This is a genomic window from Halomonas sp. LBP4 (genome assembly GCF_003202205.1).
Classification (GTDB): Bacteria; Pseudomonadota; Gammaproteobacteria; order Pseudomonadales; family Halomonadaceae; genus Halomonas; species Halomonas flagellata.
This window is the reverse complement of sequence record NZ_PDOG01000002.1, coordinates 573,810-598,182: the sequence shown is the minus strand read 5'-3', so window position 1 is coordinate 598,182 and position 24,373 is coordinate 573,810. Positions and strand designations below refer to the sequence as shown.

Here is a 24,373-nt window from a genome sequence, read left to right as displayed (position 1 = left end):
CCGCGACTGGCGTGTGCGGTCCATCACACGACGCCACCCCTCTCACAACACCGATAATCCGCCCGATGCCGCACGCGCGGCCTGCACGAGGAAGTGTTTCCATGGATCCGATTTCCCACCTCTACCTGGACGATGACCTGGCCCCGGCACGCGAGGCCACCAGTGCCATGCTTGCCAGTCGCGCGCGAAACTTCTCGCTGCCCCAGCCCTTCTACAACGACGCCCGGCTGTTCGCCCTGGACATGCAGGAGATCTTCGGCAAGGAATGGCTGTTCGCCGGCATGACCTGCGAGATCCCCGCCAAGGGCAACTACATGACCCTGGAGATCGGCGACAACCCGGTGATCCTGGTGCGCGGCAACGACGGGGCGGTGCACGGTTTCCACAACGTCTGCCGCCACCGCGGCTCGCGGCTGTGCGTCAGCGACAAGGGCAAGGTCGCCAAGCTGGTCTGCCCCTACCACCAGTGGACCTACGAGCTCGACGGCCGGCTGCTGTTCGCCGGCAGCGACATGGGCGAGAATTTCGATCTGAATGCCTACGGACTGAAGCCGGTACACGTGCGCACGGCGGGCGGCTTCATCTTCGTCAGCCTCGCCGAGCAACCGCCGGCCCTCGACGACTTCCTGGAGACCCTCGAGCACTACCTCAAGCCCTACGACATGGCCAACGTCAAGGTGGCGGTGGAGTCCTCCATCGTCGAGCAGGCCAACTGGAAGCTGGTCATCGAGAACAACCGCGAGTGCTACCACTGCAACGGCGCCCATCCGGAACTGCTCAACTCCCTGCAGGAATTCGATGATACCGATGACCCGCGGGCCACGCCCGCCTACAAGGCGCTGGTGGCGAAGAAGCAGAGCGAGTGGGACGACCAGCGGGTGCCCTGGCAACTCAAGCGCTTCGGCAAGCGCAACCGCCTGACCCGCACGCCGCTGCTCAACGGCATCGTCTCCATGACCATGGATGGCCAGCCGGCGTGCAACAAGCTGATGGGCCGGCTCGAAAGCCCCGACATGGGTTCGCTGCGCATCCTGCACCTGCCCAACTCCTGGAACCACTTCATGGGCGACCACGCCATCGTCTTCCGCGTGCTGCCGCTGGGCCCCCAGCAGACCCTGGTGACCACCAAGTGGCTGGTGCACAAGGACGCCGTGGAGGGGGTCGATTACCACACCGAGACCATGCGCCGGGTGTGGGATGCCACCAACGACCAGGACCGTCGCCTGGCCGAGGAGAATCAGCGCGGCATCAACTCCAAGGCCTACGAGCCCGGCCCCTACTCCGAGACCTACGAGTTCGGGGTGATCGACTTCATCAACTGGTACAGCGAGCGGATGCAGGAGAACCTGGGGCATAGCGTCCCGAGCCTGCAGGTGGTCCGCAGCTAAGCCTAAGCCTTCCGCCATACCCGACGGGGCCCGCCATCGCGCGGGCCCCGCCGTTTCGGCCTCGACAATGACCAGAGCCCGACGCCGTGGCCAGCCGCCATGTCCATGCCGCCGTCCATGAGGGACTCGCCCTCTGAAACAAGCGCCCCCGGATCTCTCGATCCGGGGGCGTCTCGGTCTTCAGGCTCGGTTCCGCTATCGCAAGGCCGGCAGAAGGAACCGCTCCAGCGCCGCCCGCACCGAGGGCAGCATGATATTGGTCTGCTCGCGGAGCTCCTGCACCAGCTCCTGCAACCCGGGCACTCCCACCTCGGCATGCTTGAGCAGTGCCATGCGGGCGCTGGTCTCCGGGCAGGCCCCCTCGGGAATGCGGATGCCGAGCGCCACCAGGCGGTTGCGGAAATCATCACCATCGATCAGGTCGACGATCATCATGGGTCTGCCCTCCTGCTGCTCTTGGCTTGCCGTTTCCTTGACATGACACGATTGCTCATTCGCTCTCCGCCAGCGCCGCTTCCGCACGGCCGAGGCGGCAGGCGGCATACTTGAACTCCGGGATCTTGCCATCGGGGTCCAGCGCCGGGTTGGTCAAGATGTTGGCCGCCGCCTCCACATAGCAGAAGGGCACGAACACCATCCCCTCCGACATCAGCGGGTCGACCCGCGTCTTCAGGGTGATGGCCCCGCGCCGGGTGGTGATGGTGATCGGCTCGCCCGGCGCCATGCGCAGGCGCACCAGCTCCGCCGGGGCGAGGCTCGCCACCGCCTCGGGCTCGAGGTCGTCGAGTACCAGGGAACGGCGGGTCATGGAGCCGGTGTGCCAGTGTTCAAGCTGGCGCCCGGTGATGAGCACCGTGGGGTAGTCGCCGTCGATGGGCTCGTCCGGCGGCAGCGGCCGGGTCGGGGCGAACTTCGCCCGCCCGCTCCCGGTGGGGAAGGCATCGCTGAACACCACGTCCGCGCCAGGCGCGTCGTCGGCCGGACAGGGATAGATCACCGAACTCTCCCGCTCCAGGCGCTCCCAGGTGATGTGGTCGAGCGACGGCATGCCCTGCTTCATCTCGGCGAACACCTCGCGGGGGTGGGCGTAGTGCCAGCCCAGGCCGAAGCGGTTGGCGATCTCCTGGATGATCCACCAGTCGGGCTTCGCCTCACCGGGCAACGGCACGGCGGCACGGCCCAGTTGCACCTGGCGGTTGGTGTTGGTGACGCTGCCATCCTTCTCCGCCCAGGCCGAGGCCGGCAGGATCACGTCGGCGAACTGGGCGGTCTCGGTGACGAACAGGTCCTGCACCACCAGGTGCTCGAGCTCGCCGAGCGCCTGACGGGCGTGCTCGAGGTCCGGGTCGGACATCGCCGGGTTCTCGCCCTGGATGTACATCCCCTTGATGGTGCCGGCATGGATGGCATCCATGATCTCCACCACGGTGAGCCCCGGCGTCTCGTCGAGCGGCGTGTTCCACAGCTCCTCGAAGGCGGCACGCACCTGGGCGTCGGTCACCGGCTGGTAGTCGGGCAGCACCATGGGGATCAGGCCGGCGTCCGAGGCCCCCTGGACGTTGTTCTGGCCACGCAGCGGGTGCAGGCCGGTGCCGGGGCGGCCGATCTGGCCGCAGGCCAGCGCCAGCGAGATCAGGCAGCGCGCGTTGTCGGTGCCGTGGACGTGCTGGGAGATGCCCATGCCCCAGAAGATCATCGCCTTGTCGGCGGTGGCGTAGAGTCGGGCGATCTCGCGAATCAGCGCCGGCGCGACGCCGCAGGCGGGCGACATGGCCTCGGGGGTCAGGTCGCGCACATGGGTCTTGAGCGCCTCGAAGCCCTCGGTGTGGGCGTCGATGTAGTCCTGATCGTAGAGCTCCTCGCTGACGATCACGTTGAGCATGGCATTGTAGAGCGAGACGTCGCCACCAGGGGTGAAGCGCACGCTGCGGTGGGCATAGGCGTCCAGCGCCTGGCCACGGGGATCGAGGATGATCAGCTTGGTGCCATTGCGCGCCGCCTGCTTGAAGTAGGTGGCCGCCACCGGGTGGTTGATCGCCGGGTTGCAGCCGGTGAGGATCACCACGTCGGACTGCAGCGCCTGCATGAAGGAAGCCGTCACCGCCCCCGAGCCGATGCACTCCATCAGCGCCGCCACCGAGCTGGCGTGACACAGCCGGGTGCAGTGGTCGACATGGTTGGAGCCAAAGCCGGTGCGCACCAGCTTCTGGAACAGCCAGGCCTCCTCGTTGGAGCACTTGGCGCTGCCGAAGCCGGCCAGGGCATCGGGCCCGTGGGCCGCCTTGAGGTCGACGAGCCCCTGGGCGGCGACATCCAGCGCCTCCTCCCAGCTCGCCTCGCGGAAATGGGTCAGCGGCGCGAGCGGGTCGAAGCCGGGGTCGAGCCCCTTGGGCACCCCCGGCCTGCGGATCAGCGGCCTGGTGATCCGCGAGGGGTGGTTGGGGTAGTCGTAGCCGAAGCGCCCCTTGACGCACAGCCGGTTCTGGTTCGACGGCCCGTCGCGCCCCTCGACGAACAGGATCCGGTCGTCCTTGATGTGGTAGGTGAGCTGGCAGCCCACCCCGCAGTAGGGACAGACCGAGTCGACGGTGCGATCGGCCGCCTTGGAGTCGCCGCGACCCGCGGCGTCGATCAGGGTCGCCGGCATCAGCGCCCCGGTAGGACAGGCCTGGACGCACTCGCCGCAGGCCACGCAGGTGCTCTCGCCCATGGGGTCGTCGAAGTCGAAGACGACCTTCGAGGCGGCGCCGCGATGGGCCAGGCCAATGACGTCGTTGCCCTGGACCTCGCGGCAGGCGCGTACGCAGAGGTTGCACTCGATGCAGGCATCGAGGTTGACGTTCATCGCCGAATGCGTGGTGTCATGGGTGAGTGAGCCCTTACGGGGGGCCACATGGTGGACGGTGGGCGCCTCTCGCTCGGCCCGCGCCGGGAGCCGCTCGCGCACCGCGGTGGCGTCGATGGCCAGTCGATCGGCCATGGCCCAGAAGTGGCTCGAGCGGTCGGGGCTGTCATCGCGGTCGGGCTGGTCGGCAATCAGCAGCTCCATCACCCCTTCGCGGGACACCCGGGCCCGCTCGGAGGTGGCGCTCCTGACCACCATGCCGGGGGTCGCCTCGCGCAGGCAGCTCGCCGCCAGCACGCGTTCGCCCTCGATCTCCACCATGCAGGCGCGGCAGTTACCGTCGCTGCGATAGCCGGGGGCATCCTTGAAGCAGAGGTGGGGAATGGTCTCGCCGGTGCGCTTGGCCACCTGCCACAGGGTCTCGCCGGGGTGAGCGCTCACCTCGGCGCCATCCAGGGTCAGGGTGAAGGTCTCTGGTGTCATGGTCTACCTCCCTACCCTTTCACGATCACGTTCTGGCTGGCGAGTTCACCGCGGAAGTCCCGCAGCAACCCCAGCACAGGATTGGGCGCCGCCTGGCCCAGGCCACAGATGGAGGCGTCCATCATTACCTGCGACAGCCGTTCGAGCTCCTCGACCCGCCACTCGTCGCGCTCGAGCAGGGTGAGCATCTTCTCGGTACCGACCCGGCACGGCGTGCACTGGCCGCAGGATTCGTCGGCGAAGAAGGCCAGCAGGTTGGTGGCCACCGCTCTCAGGTCGTCCTGGTCGGACAAGACGATGATGGCGGCCGAGCCGATGAAGCAGCCCTCCGCCTGCAGGGTGTCGAAGTCCAGCGGGATATCGGCCTTGCTCGCCGGGAGTATCCCCCCGGAGGCGCCGCCGGGCAGGTAGCCGGCGAGCCGGTGCCCCTCGGCCATGCCGCCGCAGTACTCCTCGATCAGCTCGTTGAGGGTGATGCCGGCGGGCGCCAGGTGCACGCCCGGACGACTGACCCGGCCGGAGACCGAGAAGCTCCGCAGGCCCTTGCGGCCATGGCGGCCGTGGCCGGCGAACCAGTCGGCCCCCTTCTCCCAGATCAGCGGGATCCAGTAGACGGTCTCGACGTTGTTGACCAGGGTCGGGCGGTCGAAGAGCCCCTTCTGGGCGACGAAGGGCGGGCGGTGGCGCGGCTTGCCGGGCTTGCCCTCCAGCGACTCGATCATCGCCGACTCCTCGCCACAGATATAGGCACCGGCCCCCCGGCGCAGCACGATGTAGCCCGGCGGCACCAGGCCGGCGGACTCGAGTTCGCCGATCGCCGCGTGCAGCACCCGGTGCAGGCCGGGGTACTCGTCACGCAGGTAGATGTAGAGCGCCTCGGCCTCCACCGCCCAGGCGCTGACCAGGGCCCCCTCGAGGAAGCGGTGCGGCGAGCGCTCCAGGTAGTAGCGGTCCTTGAAGGTACCGGGCTCGCCCTCGTCGGCGTTGATGGCGCAGTAGCGCGGCCCCGGCTCCTGGCGCACGAAATGCCACTTCTTGAAGGTGGGGAAGCCGGCGCCGCCCAGGCCGCGCAGGTTGGCGGTCTCGAGGGACTGCATCAGCGCCTCCACCGTCACCCTGCCGGCGCGGCAGTCGGCGAGCAGCCGGTAGCCACCCGTCTCGCGATAGTCGTCGAGGCGCTGCCAGAGGATCGCCTCGGGGTGGAAGTGGCCGGTATCGACCACCGACTCGACGCCCTCGCGGGTGGCGAACAGCACATGGTGGTGCCCCACCTCGACCACCGGCGCCGTCTCGCAGCGCCCCATGCAGGGGGCGCGCACCACCCTCACCCTGGCCGGGTCGACGCCCGCCTTGAGCTCGGCCTCGAGGGTGGCGGCACCGGCCAGCTGGCAGGAGAGCGAGTCGCAGACCCGGATCGTCGTCTCCGGCGGTGGCGTCTGGTCGTCGTGGACCACGTCGAAGTGGGCATAGAAGGTGGCGGTCTCGTAGACCGCGGCCATCGGCAGGTTCATGTAGGCGGCCAGCGCCCGCAGGTTCACCAGCGACAGGTGACCATGGGCATCCTGGATGGCATGCAGGTGTTCGATCAGCAGGTCGCGGCGGCGCAGGTCGGCATCCTTGCGTTCGTCGCCGAGCAGCTGGCGCAGCGCCGCCAGGGCGACGGGGGGCAGATCACGGCCACGGGGCCTGCCGCGGAAACGGCGCTTGGGGGTGACGGTCTCGACGGTCATGAGGGGCTCGTTGTTCTCGGTTGGCGCTTACCTGTCTTGCATGTTCGCACCGGCTTCGGGCAGGGGCAATGCCCGGCAGACCCGGAAGGCAGCCCCCGGACATGCAGAGGTCGTTTCGGGGATGGCCCCGGCATCCTGCCGGGGCCGCTCGCTGGCGATCGGACAGGTCAGGCGGCGACGCTGCCATGGGGGTCGATGACGAATTTCTTGGCCGCGCCGCCGTCGAAGTCGGCGTAGCCCTGCGGGGCTTCGTCCAGGGTGATCATCTGGACGTTGACCGCATCGGCAATATTGACCTTGCCGAACAGGATCGCTTGCATCAGCGGGCGATGGTACTGCATCACCGGGCACTGGCCGGTATGGAAGGAGTGAGACTTGGCCCAGCCGAGGCCGAATTGCATGCTCAGCGCGCCATGCTTGGCGGCTTCGTCGACAGCGCCCGGGTCTTCGGTCACGTACAGGCCCGGGATACCGATCTGACCGCCGGCCCGGGTCAGCTGCATCGCCGAGTTCAGTACGGTGGCAGGTGCTTCCTTGCCGTGGTTGCAGCCACAGGCATGGGCTTCGAAGCCGACGCAGTCCACAAAGCAGTCGACTTCACGCTCGCCGAGGATCGCCTCCAGCTTGTCGGCCATGTCGCCGTCCTGGGTCAGGTCGAGGGTTTCGCAACCGAAGCTGCGGGCCTGGGCCAGACGTTCTTCGATCATGTCGCCGACGATGACGCAGGCGGCCCCGAGCAACTGGGCGGAGACCGCCGCCGCCAGGCCCACGGGGCCGGCGCCGGCGATATAGACGGTACTGCCCGGCCCCACCCCGGCGGTAACGCAGCCGTGGAAGCCGGTGGGAAAGATGTCCGAGAGCAGGGTCAGGTCACGGATCTTCTCCATGGCCTGGTCGGCGTCCGGGAACTTCAGCAGGTTGAAGTCGGCGTAGGGCACCATGACGTACTCGGTCTGTCCGCCGACCCAGCCGCCCATGTCGACATAGCCGTAGGCCGCGCCGGGACGCGCCGGATTGACGTTGAGGCAGATGCCGGTGCGGCCCTCCTTGCAGTTGCGGCAACGGCCGCAGGCGATGTTGAACGGCACCGAGACCAGGTCGCCCGGCTTGATGAATTCGACATCGCGGCCGCACTCGACCACCAGGCCGGTGATCTCGTGGCCCAGCACCAGGCCGGACGGCGCGGTGGTGCGGCCACGCACCATATGCTGATCGCTACCACAGATGTTGGTGGTGACGACTTTCAGGATCACGCCGTGGTCGCATTTGCGATTGCCGAGGGCAAGCTCCGGATAGGCGATGGATTCGACGGCGACTTTACCCGGGCCCTTGTAGACGACTCCGCGGTTGGCTGCACTCATGGCTGGCTTCCTGTGTCTTGTTGTAGGGGGTGGCGCAAACGCCACTCAGAGACCTTAGCGGTACTGCTCACCGCACTCGTTTCCCAATGAGTCATCTCTATGCTCAATCACGACATCCTCTTCAGCATGATTCATCGCATGTGCGCGTGGATATCCGGAGGTCGTTTTCACGACACCCCCCTTCCCCGGCAGGCTCAACAATGCGCAGGCCCGGGGATGCTCCGGCATCCCCGGGGACCAACAACAACACCCAAGGAACCCCGATGAAGAGCGATGACGACCCGATCCTGTCCCCCGGACAGGACAATACTCAGATACTGGGGCTGGATTTCCACCACCCCGTCTTTCCCCTCTCGGCGCTGGCCATCCTGGCCTTCATTCTCTATGCCCTGATCTATCCCGATGCCGCCAACTCCCAACTGACCACGGCCCGGGGCTGGTCCATCGAGCACTTCGATTGGCTGTTCATGATCGCCGGCAACCTCTTCGTGCTGCTGAGCATCGCGCTGATCGTGCTGCCGGTGGGCCGGATTCGGCTCGGCGGCGACGGGGCCCGGCCGGAGTACTCGACCACCTCCTGGTTCGCCATGCTGTTCGCGGCGGGCATGGGCATCGGCCTGATGTTCTGGAGCGTGGCCGAGCCGGTGGCCTACTACACCGACTGGTACGGCACGCCGCTCAACGCCGCCGCCCACACCCCGGCCGGGGCGAGTGCCGCGATCGGCGCCACCATGTTCCACTGGGGCCTGCACCCCTGGGCGATCTACGGCGTGGTCGGCCTGTCGCTGGCCTTCTTCGCCTACAACCGCGGCCTGCCCCTGACCCTGCGCTCGGCCTTCACCCCGATCCTCGGCGACCGGGTGCGTGGCTGGTTCGGCCATGTCATCGACATCGTCGCGGTGCTGGCGACCATCTTCGGCCTGGCCACCTCGCTGGGCTTCGGCGCCTCCCAGGCCGCGGGCGGGCTCAACTACCTGTTCGACATCCCCAACACCATCGGCACCCAGCTCGCCATCATCGTCGGCGTCACCGTGGTCGCGCTGTTCTCGGTGTGGCGGGGCATCGACGGCGGGGTGAAGCTGTTCTCCAACATCAACATGGTGATCGCCCTCGCCCTGCTGGTCTTCGTGGTCATCACCGGCTCCACCCTGCTGTTCCTCAACAACCTGTGGGATACCACCCTCGCCTATGTCAGCCATATCGTGCCGCTCTCCAACTGGGTCGGGCGTGACGACACCACCTGGTATCACGGCTGGACGGTGTTCTACTGGGCCTGGTGGATCTCCTGGTCGCCCTTCGTCGGCATGTTCATCGCCCGGGTCTCGCGGGGGCGCACGGTGCGCGAGTTCCTTACCGCCGTGCTGGTGGTGCCGACCCTGGTCACCATCGTCTGGATGAGCGCCTTCGGCGGTACCGCCCTGGCTCAGTCCGCCGCCGGCGTCGGTGAGCTGGCCCACGGCATCAGCGACGTCTCCCTGGCGATGTTCCAGATGCTCGAGCATCTGCCGCTGACCACCCTGACCTCCAGCCTGGCGATCCTGCTGGTGCTGATCTTCTTCATCACCTCCTCGGACTCCGGCTCGCTGGTAATCGACAACATCACCGCCGGTGGCAAGACCGATGCGCCCCGCGGCCAGCGTGTCCTCTGGGCCACCCTGGAGGGAGTGATCGCCGGTATCCTGCTCTACGGCGGCGGTGAAACCGCGCTGGGCGCCCTGCAGGCCGGCGCAGTGGCCACCGGCCTGCCCTTCACCCTGATCCTGCTGGTGATGGCCTACAGCCTGGTCAAGGGACTGCGGGAGGAGCAGAGCAGACTGGTGCTGGCCAGGACAACCGACTGAGCCGTCCTGCGTCGGCCCCTCCGGGGCAGGCACCCTGAAGCGGAACGAGACGACCCCGGCATTGCCGGGGTCGTTGCGTCGGGGCTCTCTCACCGCGAGGCCCGAGGGGCTCGACCTCGAGGAGGCGAGCGGGCATGGTAGTGCTTTCCCTTCTGGCCGCTCGTCGGACACCCATTCGCCTGTCGAAGACGCCACGGAGAGACGACCCGATCGAGAGTTCATGGCCATCGAGGCCGAGGAGGTACCACCGATGTCGAACCGTTCCACCCGATTCCTGTGCCTGACCGGCCTGCTGTCGCTGCTGGCCCTGGCGACCAACGCCTTCGCCCAGCAAGCCTCGCCGGAGGGCGCCGACACCGATGTCACCACCGAGCAATTTCGTGACTGGGAGGTGATCTGTCCGAGAGAGGCCAGCGCGGGCATCTGCACGATGAGCCAGGTGGTCAGCAACCCGGACAGCGACCAGCCCCTGATGCGGGTGATCATGGCCTACCCGCCGCAGCTCGAGGGCCCGGCGATGACCTTCCTGCTGCCACTGGGCGTGCATCTCGCCTCTGGCCTGCAGCTGAGCGTGGACGGTGTCGAGCCGGCCCAGTTCCCCTACCAGACCTGCCTGCAGCAGGGCTGCCGTGCCGACCTTCCCGTCGAGCCGGCCCTGCTGCAGGCATTGCGCGGCGGCAGCGCGGCCACGCTGAGCCTGATCGGGCCCCGCGGCGACCGCATGGACCTCGACATCTCCCTGATGGGCTTCACCGACGCCAACGCCCGCATCGCCCCCTGACGGAGGGCCCCACCAAGCGCCAGCCCCAGCATCATTGAGGCCGCGTCAAAACGCCTTTAGGGCGTACCGGCGAGATCGCCCCGCAGCAGCGGGGCGATCTCGTTGCAGTAACGTATCGATGTGAGCTCACGGTGGCGTTGAGAACACCGCTCTTATTGAAGCTGGCCGGGCCACCTAAGTCATCAGGAGTGAAGTGGTCCAACTGGAGCGGAGCAGTCCGCGGCATGACGTTGCCTGGCTGCTGCTCGAGTTCCGCGTGGCCGATCGGTTGGAAGACAATCTCGGCCCCATCGGCGCGATGTTCTACGCTTGGAGCGTGACCTATTGCATGACCACATCACCGGGCATGCAGGGCGCCGGCTTCGGCACTTGTGGCCTGCCGGAATCGCGGGTCCGCGAACTGGCCGCCAAGGCCGGCTTCGCCCGGGTCGAGGTCGTCCCCTTCGATAACCCCTTCAACAAGGTCTATGTGGCCGAGAAGATGGCGGCGTGACCCGAAGCGGAGGCGGGCCCCGTCTCCGCAAGGAGGCAGACCATGAGACATCGCAATCTTTCACCCAAGGCACTGGCGGCTCCAGTGGGCATGGCACTGGTCCTGGCGAGCGGTTTCCCCCTGGCCTCGGAGGGTACCGAGGAGCATGGCGACACACCGCGCGAGGCGTTCCTCTATGTGGTCGCCATCGACGCGGGCGACGGGAACAACCCGGACATGCTGGCCATCGTCGGCGCCGACCCGGACCGTGCGGACGAATATGGCGAGATCGTGAGGATGGAGTCTCTCACGCACGTGGGCGACAACGTCCACCATTGGGACTACTCGCTGGATCAGGAGCGGCTCCTCATCCCGGGACTGTTCTCCGATCGCATCTACGTGTTCGACATCTCCGAAGACCCGCTGGCCCCGCAACTCGTCCGGGAGGAGGAAGGCCTGCGGCCGGACAGCGGCTACGTCGCACCGCATACGGTGAGCCCGCTGCCCGGCGGCGTCGCCTTGGTGTCGATGCTCGGCGCCGACACCCCCAGCACCGGCCCCGGCGGCCTGGTGCTGATCGACGGCGAGACCGGCGCGTTCGTGCGTCACTTCGGTCCAGGCCCCGAGCGGGCGGCGGATGAAACCGGCCCCGAGTTCATGTACGACATCGCCTATAACGCCGACCTCAACCGGCTGGTCACCACCACCTGGGGATTCCCGGGAGACGTGCTGGAGAATCCGTACGGACCGAGTGGCGACACCGTCTCCGTGTGGGACCTGGAGAAGGAGGAGGTCATTCAGGTCGTGCACCTCGGCGAGCAGAGTGGTGCCACGGAGGCGGACTGGTTCCACGCGTCCGACGCGCGCTACGGCTACACGATAGGCACCTCCGGGAACGCCTGGCTGTGGGAGGACGAGGACGGCAACGGCCTGCTGGATTTCCACCGGGTCCTGAGCGACCTCGCCCTGCCTTGTGACATGACCCTCTCGCCCGATGACCGCTATCTCTACATCGCGAACTGGTTCGGTGACCAGGTACAGCAGTACGAGATCAGCGATCCCTACCAGCCGGAACTGGTGGGTGAGGCATCCGTGCCACACCCATGCATGATGCGCCTGAGTCCCGACGGGGAGCGGCTGTACGTTACCAACTCGGTGTTGAGCACGTTGGATGACGACCCGGAGTTCGGCCCCCGCAACGACGCTTACGGCATCTATCTGCTCGAGGTGGATGCCGAGCAGGGCGGGCTGTCGCACGTGACGGAGGACGGCAGTGCCTGGGCGGACTTCTCGAGCGTGCAGAAGGAGAACGGCGTCGGCCCGGCCGGCCCGCACATGATCCTGTTCGATCCCGGCGTCCTGATCGAGGCAGGCCACCACTGACTCGGTCCCGGTGCGAGGCGACCCATCTTCGCCTCGCACCTCTCGTCGGCGGCCAGGGGGGCATGTCGAAGGGCCAGGGCATGGCAAACGAGCCCTAGCGTAGGACGCCCTCTTCCTTGAGCAGCTTGAGGATCGCCTCGGCGCCCTGCTCCGCCGAGACGCCTTCCAGCACCTGGCCGCTGCCGCCCTCCGCCTTGGCGGCGGCGGCCTTGAAGCGATCCCGGGCCGAGGCGGCCTTGACGATCTTCAGGCGCTTGGGGCGCTTGCGGGCCGGGGCCAGCCGCCACTCGGCCAGCTCCCGATCGGGCTCGGCGGGGACCGAGGTCGCCTCGAGCTCGGCCCGGCGGGCCGGGCCGAAGGCGCTCTGGCGCGCCACCGGGGCCGCCCCATCCACGCTGACGATGGCCGGCAGGCGTACCTTGAGACGCCGCCGCTGGCCCCGGGGCAGGGCCTGCAACAGGGTCGCCACGCCGTTCTCGACCTTTTCCACCGCGGCCAGGCCATTGACCAGCGGCCAGCCCAGGCGCTCGGCCAGGGCATAGGGCAAGAGTCCCGAGCCTTCGCCACGCTCCGCCCGAGCGCCGGTGATCACCAGCTGCGGCGGCGCCGCGGCCAGGTGCTCGGCCAGGGCCGGGATGGCATCGCTGCCCTCGGCCTGCTCCAGCAGCGTCAGGCTCTCCAGTCCCATGCCCAGGTAGCCGCGCAGCGCCGCTTCGCTCTCCTCGCCGCGCGGGCCGGCATGCAGCAGGCTGACCCGGCTGCCGGGCAGCTGGCGCTCCAGGCCCAGGGCCAACTCCAGGCCCCGGGCATCCTGATCGGCGCGGCGGGCGCGCCCGGTGATGGGGTGGCGACCCACCGAGACCAGTACCGCCACCTCGACTCCCTGCTGTTCAGGCCGCATCGCGCTGCCCTCCTCGCTGCTGTTCCACCTTGGCCACCAGGGCGGCGAGGATCTCGCCGCTGTCGCCGATCACCGCCAGGTCGGCGCGCTTGATCATGTCGCATCCGGGGTCGAGGTTGATGGCCACCACCTTGTCGCAGCTCTGGATGCCCTGCAGGTGCTGGATGGCCCCACTGATGCCCACCGCCAGGTAGACCCGGGCGGTGACCCAGGTACCGGTGGCCCCCACCTGACGGTCCCGTGCCATAAAGCCGTCGTCCACCGCCACGCGGGAGGCACCCTCGGTGGCCCCCAGCACCCTGGCAGCATGATGGAAGCCGTCCCAATCCTTGACGCCGTTGCCGGCGGAGACGATGAACTCCGCCTCGGCGAGCGCCACCCCGGCGGGATCCACCGCCACCTGGCCCAGGTCCTCGATCCGCGAGAAGGCGCTGGGAATCGCCTCCGCCAGGCTCAGCGGCTCGGCGGCATGACGGGTCTCGTCCACCGGCTCGGCGCACTCGGCCAGGGCCAGGGCGACCCGCGGCAGGGGGCGCTGGATATCCAGGCTCTCCGCCGCACCGCGGGCGGTGCAGCCCCAGCCCAGCGGTGCCTCGCCATCGGCCTCGATCTGCCAGACGCCGGTGGCGGGGCGCTCGCCCAGGCGCAGCGCCAGGCGCCGCCCCAGGTCGGCCCCGCCCAGGGGCGAGTCGGGCAGCAGCCAGTGACGCGGCGCCAGCTCCCGCTCCACGGCGGAGAGCGCCGCCAGACGCGCCTCGGGGGCGAAGCCGGCGTAGGCGTCGTCGTCGAGGTGCATCAGGCGATCGATGCCCGCCTCGCCGAAGCCCTCCTCCTTGTGCTCGCCGAAGACCACGGCCAGCACGGCGCCGGGACGCTCGGGGTCGGCATCGGCCAGGCGCCGGGCCAGGCCCAGCAGGTCCTTGTCGTGGCCGGAGAGGCGCCCGCCGGAGAGTTCCGGCACCACCGCCACCAGGAAGGCCGGGGCCTCGATGGTGACGTCGCGACGGCTGTCCTGGGCCGCCTGGCGGGCCCCACCCGCGGCCTGGCCGCCCTGCTGGGCGCCGCTGCGGTCGATGCGCTTGACGCCATTGGGGCCGATAAAGCCGATGGCATGGGGGTTCTTGCGAATCACCCCGTTGGGCCCCATCCACTCTACCGCGGCAGTTCCCTGCCCCAGTTCGGCCAGGACATCCAGATGCTCGGGATGCAGGCGGTTACGGGCGATCCACTCGCGGCGTGGATCACGGCGACGAATCTCGCTCATCAGATCACCTCCTCGGCCTGGGGCCGGTGGGTCGCGCCGGCGGCGGGACGCGCCACCAGGGCATCGGCCACCAGCTCGGCGATATCGCGCACTTCGGCGGTGGCATCCACCACGCCCTCGAGCATGGCGGTGCACTGGGGGCAGCCCACCGCCACCAGCTCGGCGCCGGTCTCCTTGACGTCGTTCATGCGCATATCGGGAATCCGCCGCTCGCCGGGAATATCGGTGATCGGCGCCCCGCCGCCACCGCCGCAGCAGCGCGAGCGGAAACCGGAGCGTTCCATCTCCTTGACCTCAATGCCCAGCGCCTTGAGCACGTTGCGCGGCGCCTCGTACTCGCCGTTGTAGCGGCCGAGATAGCAGGGGTCGTGATAGGTGACATTGCCGCCCTTCCAGGGCGCGAAGGCCAGCCGGCCGGCCTCAAAGAGCTCGGCGATAAAGGTGCTGTGGTGACGCACCTCGTACTGGCCGCCCAGCTCGCCGTACTCGTTGCCCAGCACATGGAAGCTGTGGGGGTCACAGGTGACGATGCGCTGGAAGCGGTACTGGGCCAGGGTGGCGATATTGCGCTTGGCCAGGGACTGGAAGGTCGCCTCGTCGCCCAGGCGCCGCGCCACGTCGCCGCTGTCGCGCTCCTCGTTGCCCAGCACCGCGAACTCCACCTCGGCGGCACGCAGCACCTTGACCAGGGCGCGCAGGGTGCGCTGGTTGCGCATATCGAAGGCCCCGTCGCCCAGCCACAGCAGCACCTCGGCCTGCTTGACGTCGGCCATCAGCGGCAGGTTGAGGTCCGCCGCCCAGTGCAGCCGCGCGCCCGGATCGAAGCCGCCGGGGTTGTCGGTGGCGATCAGGTTGTCGAGCACCTCGGCGCCCTTGTTGGGGGTCTGGCCCCGCTCCAGGGTCAGGTGGCGGCGCATATCGACGATGGCGTCCACGTGCTCGATCATCATCGGGCACTCTTCCACGCAGGCGCGGCAGGTGGTGCAGGACCACAGGGTCTCGGCGTCCACCAGGGCCTTGCCCTCACGGGCCACGATGGGCCCATGGGGGGTGCCGTGGTGCTCGCCCACCGGCTTGCCGGGGTAGGGGCTGCCGGCGTAGTTGGCATCGCTGCCCCCGGCCAGGCCCACCACCATGTCCTGGATCAGCTTCTTGGGGTTGAGCGGCTGGCCGGCGGCGAAGGCCGGGCACACCGCCTCGCAACGCCCGCACTGCACGCAGGCATCGAAGCCGAGCAGCTGGTTCCAGGTGAAGTCGGCGGGCTTCTCGACGCCCAGCGGCGCCGCCTCGTCGTCCAGGTCCAGTGCCTTGAGGCCGGTGGAGCGGTTGCCCTCACCGAAGCGCTCGGCGCGACGGTGGAAGGCCAGGTGCAGGGCGCCGGCGAAGGCGTGCTTCATGGGCCCGCCCCAGGTCATGCCGAAGACCATCTCGCCCAGGCCCCAGACCACCACGGCGGCCAGCAGCAGCGCCAGCAGCCAGTGGCCGAAGTCGGCGGGCAGCAGGCCCACCGCCGGCAGGGTGATGGCGAAGACGCTCAGGGAGAAGGCCATCAGGCTCTTGGGCAGGCGCATCCAGGGGCCCTTGGAGAGCCGCGCGGGCGGGTTACGGCGGCGCCGGGCCACGAACAGGCTGCCGACGAACATGGTGGCGCTGGCCGCCAGCAGCAGCCAGCCCAGCACGCCCTGGGCCAGGCCCAGGCCATGCACCAGGATCATCAGCACGGCGGCGGCCACGAAGCCACCGGCGGTGGCCACGTGGGTATTGGACATCACCTTGTCGCGCCCCACCACATGGTGCAGATCGACCAGGTAGCGGCGCGGCATGGCCGCCAGGCCCTTGAGCAGCGGCACGGCGGAGGGCCGCCCCTGGCGCCACAGGCGGACACGCCGCCAGGCGCCGATCACCGCCAGGCCCAGGGCGGCGAAGATCAGGATCGGCAAGAGCGTCTCGAGCATGGTACTCACCTCATCGATAGTGGTACGGCCATGGCAGGCGTCCGGTAGTGCGGTGGCTCAGCGCCTTCGCGGCCGTGCCGAGGGGCCGGCGATGCGGCGCGATCCTGCCGAAGGGACTCGGCAGAGACGCGGGGGGCCAGGGAAGGCCCTTCCGCGTCGTGATCGCTGGCCCGCAAGCCAGGCCCTCGGGGTTTCATGGCCGGGCGGCCCGGGAGCCGCCCACCGGACGACAAGCGCCGTCAGAAGTCCTTGCAGATCCGCAGGGCGTCGTAGATGGCCGCGTGGGTGTTACGCGGCGCCGTGCAGTCGCCCAGGCGGAACAGCAGGAAGCCGTCCCCCGCCTCGCTCAGGCAGGGCTGGGGCTGAATGGCGTAGAGCGCCTCCAGGTCCACCTGCCCCTTGTTGCGGGACTGCTCCTTGAGGGCGTAGTAGAGCCCTTCGTCGGGACGCACGCCGTTCTCCACCACCACCTGGTCGACCACGCGCTCTTCCAGGGCACCGGTGTACTCGTTCTCGAGCACCGCCACCAGGCCGTCGCCCTCCCGGTAGACCTTATGCAGCAGCAGGTCGGAGGACATGATCACCTCCTTCTCGTAGAGGCTGCGGTAGTAGGTCGGGAAGGTGGTGCCGCCCACCGCGGCGCCGGGCTTGATGTCGTCGGTGACGATCTCGACCTTGGCGCCCTTGTCGGCCAGGTAGTCCGCCGCCGAGAGCCCGGCGAACTCGCAGATGGTGTCGTAGATCAGCACGTTCTTGCCCGGGGCGACCTTGCCGGAGAGGATGTCCCAGGTGCTGACCACCAGGCTCTCCTCGGGATTCTCGGAGTAGCCCCACTGCGGATCCTGCTCCAGGAAGGGATGACCGCCGGTGGCCAGCACCACGATATCCGGGCGCAGGTCGAGCAGGGTCGCCTCGTCGGCGCGGGTGCCCAGGCGCAGGTCGACGTTCAGGCGCGCCAGCTCCAGCTGATACCAGCGGGTGATGCCGGCGATCTGGTCGCGCTGCGGGGCCTGGGCGGCGATGGTGATCTGCCCGCCCAGGGCCTCGGCGGCCTCGAACAGGGTCACCTCATGGCCGCGCTCGGCGGCGACGCGAGCCGCCTCCATGCCGCCGGGGCCACCGCCCACCACCACGACCTTGCGCTTGGGCCCTTCGCTCTTCTCGATGATATGCGGCAGGCCCATGTACTCGCGGGAGGTGGCGGCGTTCTGGATGCACAGCACGTCGAGGCCCTGGTACTGGCGGTCGATGCAGTAGTTGGCGCCCACGCACTGCTTGATCTGGTCGACCTGGCCCATCTTGATCTTGGCGATCAGGTGCGGGTCGGCGATATGCGCCCGGGTCATGCCCACCAGGTCCACATAACCGCCTTCCAGGATGCGCTGGGCCTGGTTGGGGTCCTTGATGTTCTGGGCGTGGATCACCGGCACGCTGACCACTTCCTTGATGCCCGCCGCCAGGTGCAGGAAGGGCTCCGGCGGGTAGGACATGTTGGGAATGACGTTGGCCAGGGTGTTATGGGTATCGCAGCCGGAACCGACCACGCCGAAGAAGTCCACCTGGCCGGTGGCATCGTAGTAGGCGGCGATCTGCTTCATGTCGTCGTGGGACAGGCCGTCCGGGTGGAACTCGTCGCCGCAGATGCGCATGCCCACCACGAAGTCGTCGCCGACCTCGGCGCGCACCGCCTTGAGCACCTCCATGCCGAAGCGCATGCGGTTCTCGAAGCTGCCGCCCCACTGGTCCTCGCGCTTGTTGACCCGCGGGCTCCAGAACTGGTCGATCAGGTGCTGGTGCACGGCGGACAGCTCGACACCGTCGAGGCCGCCTTCCTTGGCCCGGCGCGCGGCCTGGGCGAAGTCGCCGATGATGCGCCAGATCTCCTCCTCCTCGATGGTCTTGCAGGTGGAGCGGTGCACCGGCTCGCGGATGCCGGAGGGCGACAGCAGGGTCGACCAGTCGTAGCCGTCCCAGCGCGAGCGGCGCCCCATGTGGGTGATCTGGATCATGATCTTGCCGCCGTGCTTGTGCACGGCATCGGCGAGGTTCTGGAAGTGCGGGATGATGCGGTCGGTGGCGAGGTTCACCGAGCTCCACCAGCCCTGGGGGCTGTCGATGGAGACCACCGAGGAGCCACCGCAGATGCACAGGCCACAGCCGCCCTTGGCCTTCTCCTCGTAGTACTTGACGTAGCGGTCGGTGGTCATGCCGCCGTCGGTGGCGTACACCTCGGCGTGGGCGGTGCTGACGACCCGGTTACGGATGGTGAGCTTGCCGATCTCGATCGGCTGGAAGATCGCGTCGAATGCCATGGTTCTCTCTCCTCGTTCCCGGGACTTAGCGGGCGGCGCCGGTCAGCGGCTTGGTCTCGAAATAGCCCACCTCGCAGCCTTCTTCGGCGGCGCTCTGGGTCTGCTCGGCGACGGTACGCAGGTCACTGCCGCGGGCGGCGAGGATCTGGTCCATGGCGCCGGCGAACCAGCCGGTGAACATGTACTCGACCTTGCGACCCACCTTACCCAGTTGGTAGACGAAGGCGCTGTGCTCCAGGCGCACCCGACAGGTGCCGGCATCCAGGTCGATGGCCTCGGTGATGAAATGGCCCCAGCCGCGCTGGGAGAGGCGCTTCATGTAATGCTCGAAGACGTCCACGCCCTCGAGGCCATGGCACTCGGCCTCCTTCTCGCACCAGTGCCAGGCGCTCTTGTAGCCGGCGTGGTAGAGAATCTCGGCGTACTTCTCGGCGCCCAGCGCCTCTTCGACGGCCACATGGTTGTTGATGAAGAAGTGGCGCGGCACATAGAGCATGGGCAGGGCATCGGTGGTCCAGACGCCGGTTTCGCTATCCACTTCAATGGGCAGTTCGGGGGCCATCTTGGTCACGGGCGTTATCCTCTAAACTCGTTGTTCTTGGCACTAGTGTTCGGTGTCGAAAAATCGCGTGGGGTCGGCGGTCAGGCGCCCCAGACGTCCTTGAGGACGCGGACCCAGTTGTCGCCCATGATCTTGCGGGTCTGGGACTCGCTGAAGCCGCGCTTCAGCAGCGCCTCGGTGAGGTTGGGGAACTCGCCGATGGTGCGGATGCCCTCGGGGTTGATGATCTTGCCGAAGTTGGTCAGGCGGCGGGCGTAGCCCTTGTCATGGGTCAGCCACTCGAAGAAGTTCTTGTCGTGGCCCTGGGTGAAGTCGGTGCCGATGCCGATGGCGTCCTCGCCGACGATATTCATCACGTACTCGATGGCCTCGACGTAGTCGTCGACGGTGGCGTCGACGCCGGCGCGCAGGAAGGGGGTGAACATGGTCACGCCGACGAAGCCGCCGTGGTCGGCGATGAACCTGAGCTCGTCGTCGGACTTGTTGCGCGGGTGCTCCTTGAGCCCGGAGGGCAGGCAGTGGGAGTAGCAGACCGGCTTCTGGGACTCGAGGATCACCTCGGTGGAGGTCTTCTCACCCACGTGGGAGAGGTCACACATGATGCCGACGCGGTTCATCTCGGCGACGATCTCGCGGCCGAAGCCGGAGAGGCCGCCGTCGCGCTCGTAGCAGCCGGTGCCCACCAGGTTCTGGGTGTTGTAGCACATCTGCACCACGCCCACGCCCAGCTGCTTGAAGATCTCGACGTAGCCGATCTGATCCTCGAAGGCATGGGCATTCTGGAAGCCGTAGATGATGCCGGTCTTGCCCTCCTCCTTGGCCCGGGTGATGTCGGCGGTGGTGCGCACCGGACGCACCAGGTCGCTGCACTCGGCCATCAGGGCGTTGGACTTGACGATGTTGTCGACGGTGGCCTGGAAGCCTTCCCACACCGAGACGGTGCAGTTAGCGGCGGTGAGGCCGCCGCGACGCATGTCCTCGAACAGCTCGCGGTTCCACTTGGCGATGATCAGGCCATCGATGACGATGGCGTCGTCGTGCAGCTCACTGGGGGTCATGTCGGGGGCTCCGGGGTTGTGTTCGACTTGCCGGCAGCATAGCCCCGGCCCACCCCGGCCCGACGCTTGGAAGCGACGGGAAGAATCTCAAAAACGTCATGGCTGTCGCGATCGCGACGACAGCCATGAGCAAGAATAGCGCTGGATAGGCTTTGGTCGAAAAAGTCGGCGAGCGAAGGCCAGACAAGGCAACAATCAGCGCAAAAGCGGAGTTTACGTGGGTGTAAATGAGCATTTTAAGCTGATTTTTAACGCCGTATGGGCGAGCGCAGGCAGTTTGCGGATAAAGCCTAGAGCTGTTCCAGGTAGGCGATGCCGCCCAGGTTGTTCATCTGCTGGCGAATCCAGGCGCTGCGCCGGTCCACATGAGGCGTGGGGCGAGCGGCGTCCCAGCCCCGCGGATTGGGCAGGATGGCGGCCAGGCGGCTGGCCTGGTGGGCATTGAGCTGGGCCGCCGAGACGCCGAAGTAGTGCTGGGCCGCGGCCTCCAGGCCGAAGACGCCGTGGTCCCACTCGACGATATTGAGATAGACCTCGAGGATGCGCTCCTTGGGCCACAGCGTCTCGATCAGCAGGGTGAACCAGGCCTCCAGGCCCTTGCGCAGCCAGCTGCGACCGGTCCACAGGAAGAGGTTCTTGGCGGTCTGCTGGCTGATGGTGCTGGCCCCACGCAGACGGCTACCGTTGCGGCTGGCTTCCCAGGCGCGGCGCATCTCGTCGACGTCGAAACCACGATGCATCGGGAAGCGCTGATCCTCGGCGGCGATCACCGCCAGCTTGGCATGGTCGGAGAGCGCCTCCCGGGCACGCCACTGGTGCTCGATACGCATCGGCTCACCGGCCACCCAGGACTGCACCTTGCGCTCGACCATCACCATGGAGCCGAATACCGGCAGCACCCGGAACAGCAACACCAGCAGCAGCGAGAGCCCGACGAAGCCGAGCAGCACCAGCGCCAGCAGGCGCCCCAGCCGACGCCACGGAACGGGCATCACGCCGGGGCCTCAACACGGGAAATGCCGGATGGCCGCTGGACGACGGCAAACCGCATCAAGCCCTCCTCATGGCTTCAAGCGCACGCTGGCGTAGGTGGGCTCGCCCCGCGCCTGGTCGAGGGCGACCACGGCACTGGAGACCGGCTCCAGCGGCACGGCTTCGAAGGCCGCGCCCTGCAACAGCGCGGCCGCCTCCTTCTTCAGGGCCAGTGGCGAGAGATCGATCGTGCCGCTGCCCAGGCGCTCGTCGCGGGGCGGCATGCCGAAGAACTCCCGGTAGCACTTGGAGAAGTGTGGCGTCGAGACGAAACCGCAGGCCGAGGCCACCTCGATGATCGACATCGGGGTCTGCTTGAGCAGCTGGCGGGCCCGGGTCAGGCGCAGCTTGAGGTAGTAGCGCGATGGCGAGCAGTGCAGGTACTTCTGGAACAGCCGCTCCAGCTGGCGGCGGGAGACGTCCACATACTCGGCCAGTTCGTCGAGGGCGATGGGCTCTTCCAGGTTGGCTTCCATGAGCGCCACGATCTCCAGCAGCTTGGGCTGGGTCGTGCCGAGCACGTGCTTGAGCGGCACCCGCTGGTGGTCGTGTTCGTTGCGCACCCGGTCACAGATGAACATCTCCGAGATGCCGGCGGCGAGCTCCCGACCGTGGTCGCGACCGATCAGGGTGAGCATCATGTCGAGCGGTGCGGTGCCCCCCGAGGCCGAGGCCCGGTCGCGGTCGATGGAGAACAGCCGGGTGGTCAGCACCACCCGCGGAAAGGCCTCCTGCATGGCGGCCAGACACTCCCAGTGGATGCTGGTCTCGTAGCCGTCCAGCAGCCCGGCCTTGGCCAGGGCCCAGCTGCCGGTGCAGATGGCCCCGAGCCGCCGGGAGAGCCGCGCCTGGGACTGCAGCCAGACCACGTGCTCGCGTTGTACGCTGCGATTCGGCCCGACACCGCCGCAGACGACGACCATGTCCAGCGTCAACGGCATCGTGACCGCCACGTCCGGGGTGACCTGCAGGCCGTCGCTGGCCCTGACCGGCCCGCCGTCGACGCTCAGGGTGTACCAGCGGTAGAGCTCGCGGCCAGCCAGCTGGTTGGCCATGCGCAGCGGCTCGATGGCGGAAGCGAGCGAAATGAGGGTGAAGTTGTCCAGCAGGAGAAAACCGAGGGTCTGCGTCCTGTCATGGTCAGCGGGGGCTCGAGAAGCATGTTTCATCGTCATCCCTCCAAACCCCGACGCCTCTTGAGGGTCGGTGTCACGGAAGCCAAAGTTGTCGTTGTCTGCAGAAGGTCATGGCCAGACCGGCGGACCCGGCGACACTGGCTGCCACCCTGCAGTGCCGCAGATAGTTGCACGCCGATGGGGGGAAACACAATCGTTCGCTGCCCCGTCACCGGGGCAATATCGCAAGGCGGCCGGCACCGTCGCGATGCCGGCCGGAACCGCCCGATCCCGCCACCCGCTCAGCCCTTGTTCAGGCGCTCGGCATGATAGCGCAGGTGGTCCTCGATGAAGGAGGCGATGAAGAAGTAGCTGTGGTCATAGCCGGGCTGTCGCCGCAGCGTCAGGGGATGCTCGTGCTCGGCACAGACCGCCTCCAGTCGTTCGGGCCGGAGCTGCTCCTCGAGGAAGTCGTCCGCCTCACCCTGGTCGATGAACAGCGGCTGGCTCGAGGCGCCCCGGGCGACCAGCTCGCAGGCGTCGTACTGGGTCCAGCTGCCGACATCGTCACCCAGGTAGCCGGAGAAGGCCTTCTGGCCCCAGGGGCACTGGGTCGGATTGACGACGGGGGCGAAGGCCGACACCGAGCGGTAGTGACCGGGCCGACGCAGGGCCATGATCAGCGCCCCGTGCCCGCCCATGGAATGTCCGCTGATCGATTCACGACCATTGACCGGGAAGTGCTGCCGCACCACCGAGGGGAGCTCCTCGGTCACGTAGTCGTACATCCGGTAGTGCTGCTTCCAGGGCTCCCGGGTGGCATTGACGTAGAAGCCGGCACCCGAACCGAAGTCATAGCTGTCGTGCTCACCGGGCAGGTCGGTCCCCCGGGGACTGGTGTCCGGACAGACGATGGCGATGCCCAGTTCCGCGGCAAGGCGGTGGGCGCCGGCCTTCTGCATGAAGTTCTCGTCGGTGCAGGTCAGCCCGGAGAGCCACCACAGCAGAGGTACGCGTTGAGTCTCCGCCTGGGGCGGCAGGAAGATGGCGAACACCATCTCGCAATCCAGCGCCCGGGAACGGTGGCGGTAGCGCTTGTGCCAACCACCGAAACTCTTGTTGGCCGACACCAGCTCGAGGTTTTCCATCATGGTCATGGCGATCGCCCCCTCAGTAGTGGAGCACGCTGCGGATGCTCTTGCCCGCGTGCAGCAGCTCGAAGGCCTCGTTGATCTGCTCGAAGGGCATGTCATGGGTAATGAAGTCGTCGATGTTGATCTCGCCGTCCATGTAGCGCTTCACATAGCCCGGCAGCTCGGTGCGGCCCTTGACGCCACCGAAGGCCGAGCCCTTCCAGACCCGCCCGGTGACCAGCTGGAACGGCCGCGTCGAGATCTCCTCGCCGGCCCCGGCCACGCCGATGATCACCGACTCGCCCCAGCCCTTGTGGCAGCACTCCAGCGCCGAGCGCATCACGTCGACGTTGCCGATGCACTCGAAGGAGTAGTCGACGCCGCCGTCGGTCAGGTCGACGATCACCTGCTGGACCGGGTCGCTGTAATCCTTGGGGTTGACGAACTCGGTGGCGCCGAACTGCTTGGCCAGGGCGAACTTGTCCGGGTTGACGTCGATGGCGATGATCCGCGACGCCTTGGCCATCACCGCGCCCTGGATCACCGCCAGGCCGATGGCGCCCAGGCCGAACACGGCGACGGTCGAGCCCGGCTCGACCTTGGCGGTGTTGAGCACCGCGCCGATGCCGGTGGTCACCCCGCAGCCGAGCAGGCAGATCTTGTCCAGCGGCGCCTCCTTCGAGACCACCGCCAGCGACACCTCGGGCAGCACGGTGTACTCGCTGAAGGTGGAGCAGCCCATGTAGTGGTGGAGTTG

The 24,373-nt window shown here is 67.9% G+C and carries 19 protein-coding genes; 5 read left to right on the top strand and 14 right to left on the bottom strand.

The genetic code is table 11. The features are described from left to right. Positions 1–101: 101 nt before the first annotated feature. Positions 102–1,388: an aromatic ring-hydroxylating oxygenase subunit alpha gene (locus tag CR157_RS09835; protein WP_110283340.1), complete on the top strand. Its 1,287-nt coding sequence runs from the start codon at positions 102–104 to the stop codon at positions 1,386–1,388. Positions 1,389–1,583: 195 nt separating this feature from the next. On the opposite strand, the gene CR157_RS09830 is transcribed toward CR157_RS09835, so the two are convergent. The 4 genes from CR157_RS09830 to fdhA all read right to left on the bottom strand — a co-directional run bounded on the left by CR157_RS09830 (position 1,584) and on the right by fdhA (position 7,807). Continuing rightward, a complete protein-coding gene (locus CR157_RS09830; protein ID WP_110283339.1) occupies positions 1,584–1,823 on the bottom strand; it encodes a hypothetical protein in 240 nt (79 codons plus the stop codon). 55 nt (positions 1,824–1,878) lie between these two features. Continuing rightward, a complete protein-coding gene (gene fdhF, locus CR157_RS09825; RefSeq protein WP_110283338.1) occupies positions 1,879–4,716 on the bottom strand; it encodes a formate dehydrogenase subunit alpha in 2,838 nt (945 codons plus the stop codon). An 11-nt stretch (positions 4,717–4,727) separates the two neighbouring features. Beyond that, positions 4,728–6,446, bottom strand: coding sequence for an NADH-ubiquinone oxidoreductase-F iron-sulfur binding region domain-containing protein (locus CR157_RS09820; protein ID WP_110283337.1), 1,719 nt, complete (start codon positions 6,444–6,446; stop codon positions 4,728–4,730). Between the two features lie 167 nt (positions 6,447–6,613). Further along, entirely contained in the window at positions 6,614–7,807 is a 1,194-nt protein-coding gene (gene fdhA / locus CR157_RS09815; RefSeq protein WP_110283336.1) for a formaldehyde dehydrogenase, glutathione-independent, read from the bottom strand. A gap of 263 nt (positions 7,808–8,070) precedes the next feature. Between fdhA and CR157_RS09810 the strand changes: the two genes are divergently transcribed. From CR157_RS09810 to CR157_RS09795, 4 genes are all read left to right on the top strand, one after another. After that, a complete protein-coding gene (locus tag CR157_RS09810; protein WP_110283335.1) occupies positions 8,071–9,648 on the top strand; it encodes a BCCT family transporter in 1,578 nt (525 codons plus the stop codon). Positions 9,649–9,898: 250 nt separating this feature from the next. After that, positions 9,899–10,429, top strand: coding sequence for an invasion associated locus B family protein (locus tag CR157_RS09805; RefSeq protein WP_110283484.1), 531 nt, complete (start codon positions 9,899–9,901; stop codon positions 10,427–10,429). A 193-nt stretch (positions 10,430–10,622) separates the two neighbouring features. After that, positions 10,623–10,922 (top strand): hypothetical protein, encoded by a 300-nt coding sequence (locus CR157_RS09800; RefSeq protein ID WP_110283334.1) that lies wholly within the window; start codon positions 10,623–10,625, stop codon positions 10,920–10,922. 42 nt (positions 10,923–10,964) lie between these two features. After that, a complete protein-coding gene (locus CR157_RS09795) occupies positions 10,965–12,284 on the top strand; it encodes a selenium-binding protein SBP56-related protein (RefSeq protein ID WP_110283333.1) in 1,320 nt (439 codons plus the stop codon). A 94-nt stretch (positions 12,285–12,378) separates the two neighbouring features. Here CR157_RS09795 and etfB read toward each other — a convergent pair whose 3' ends face one another. The 10 genes from etfB to CR157_RS09745 all read right to left on the bottom strand — a co-directional run. After that, positions 12,379–13,185: an electron transfer flavoprotein subunit beta gene (gene etfB, locus CR157_RS09790; protein WP_110283332.1), complete on the bottom strand. Its 807-nt coding sequence runs from the start codon at positions 13,183–13,185 to the stop codon at positions 12,379–12,381. Beyond that, the gene (gene etfA / locus CR157_RS09785; protein WP_110283331.1) at positions 13,175–14,449 is read right to left on the bottom strand and encodes an electron transfer flavoprotein subunit alpha; all 1,275 of its coding nucleotides are present in this window, start codon (positions 14,447–14,449) and stop codon (positions 13,175–13,177) included. The genes etfB and etfA overlap by 11 nt, the downstream gene beginning before the upstream one ends. After that, complete coding sequence (locus CR157_RS09780) at positions 14,449–16,404, bottom strand: (Fe-S)-binding protein (protein WP_110283330.1); 1,956 nt, start codon at positions 16,402–16,404, stop codon at positions 14,449–14,451. Before CR157_RS09780 ends, etfA begins: the two co-directional genes overlap by 1 nt. 239 nt (positions 16,405–16,643) lie before the next feature. Beyond that, the gene (dgcA, locus tag CR157_RS09775; protein ID WP_110283329.1) at positions 16,644–18,716 is read right to left on the bottom strand and encodes a dimethylglycine demethylation protein DgcA; all 2,073 of its coding nucleotides are present in this window, start codon (positions 18,714–18,716) and stop codon (positions 16,644–16,646) included. A 25-nt stretch (positions 18,717–18,741) separates the two neighbouring features. Then, positions 18,742–19,287: a DUF5943 domain-containing protein gene (locus CR157_RS09770; RefSeq protein WP_110283328.1), complete on the bottom strand. Its 546-nt coding sequence runs from the start codon at positions 19,285–19,287 to the stop codon at positions 18,742–18,744. A 71-nt stretch (positions 19,288–19,358) separates the two neighbouring features. Continuing rightward, the gene (locus CR157_RS09765; RefSeq protein ID WP_110283327.1) at positions 19,359–20,336 is read right to left on the bottom strand and encodes a dipeptidase; all 978 of its coding nucleotides are present in this window, start codon (positions 20,334–20,336) and stop codon (positions 19,359–19,361) included. A gap of 290 nt (positions 20,337–20,626) precedes the next feature. Further along, positions 20,627–21,328 (bottom strand): monofunctional biosynthetic peptidoglycan transglycosylase, encoded by a 702-nt coding sequence (gene mtgA / locus CR157_RS09760; RefSeq protein ID WP_110283326.1) that lies wholly within the window; start codon positions 21,326–21,328, stop codon positions 20,627–20,629. A 69-nt stretch (positions 21,329–21,397) separates the two neighbouring features. Continuing rightward, positions 21,398–22,537: a GlxA family transcriptional regulator gene (locus tag CR157_RS09755; protein WP_110283325.1), complete on the bottom strand. Its 1,140-nt coding sequence runs from the start codon at positions 22,535–22,537 to the stop codon at positions 21,398–21,400. A 248-nt stretch (positions 22,538–22,785) separates the two neighbouring features. Beyond that, the gene (gene fghA / locus CR157_RS09750) at positions 22,786–23,640 is read right to left on the bottom strand and encodes an S-formylglutathione hydrolase (protein WP_110283324.1); all 855 of its coding nucleotides are present in this window, start codon (positions 23,638–23,640) and stop codon (positions 22,786–22,788) included. 13 nt (positions 23,641–23,653) lie between these two features. Then, on the bottom strand, positions 23,654–24,373 hold a 720-nt coding region (locus tag CR157_RS09745), incomplete at its 5' end, for a zinc-binding dehydrogenase (RefSeq protein ID WP_258364125.1).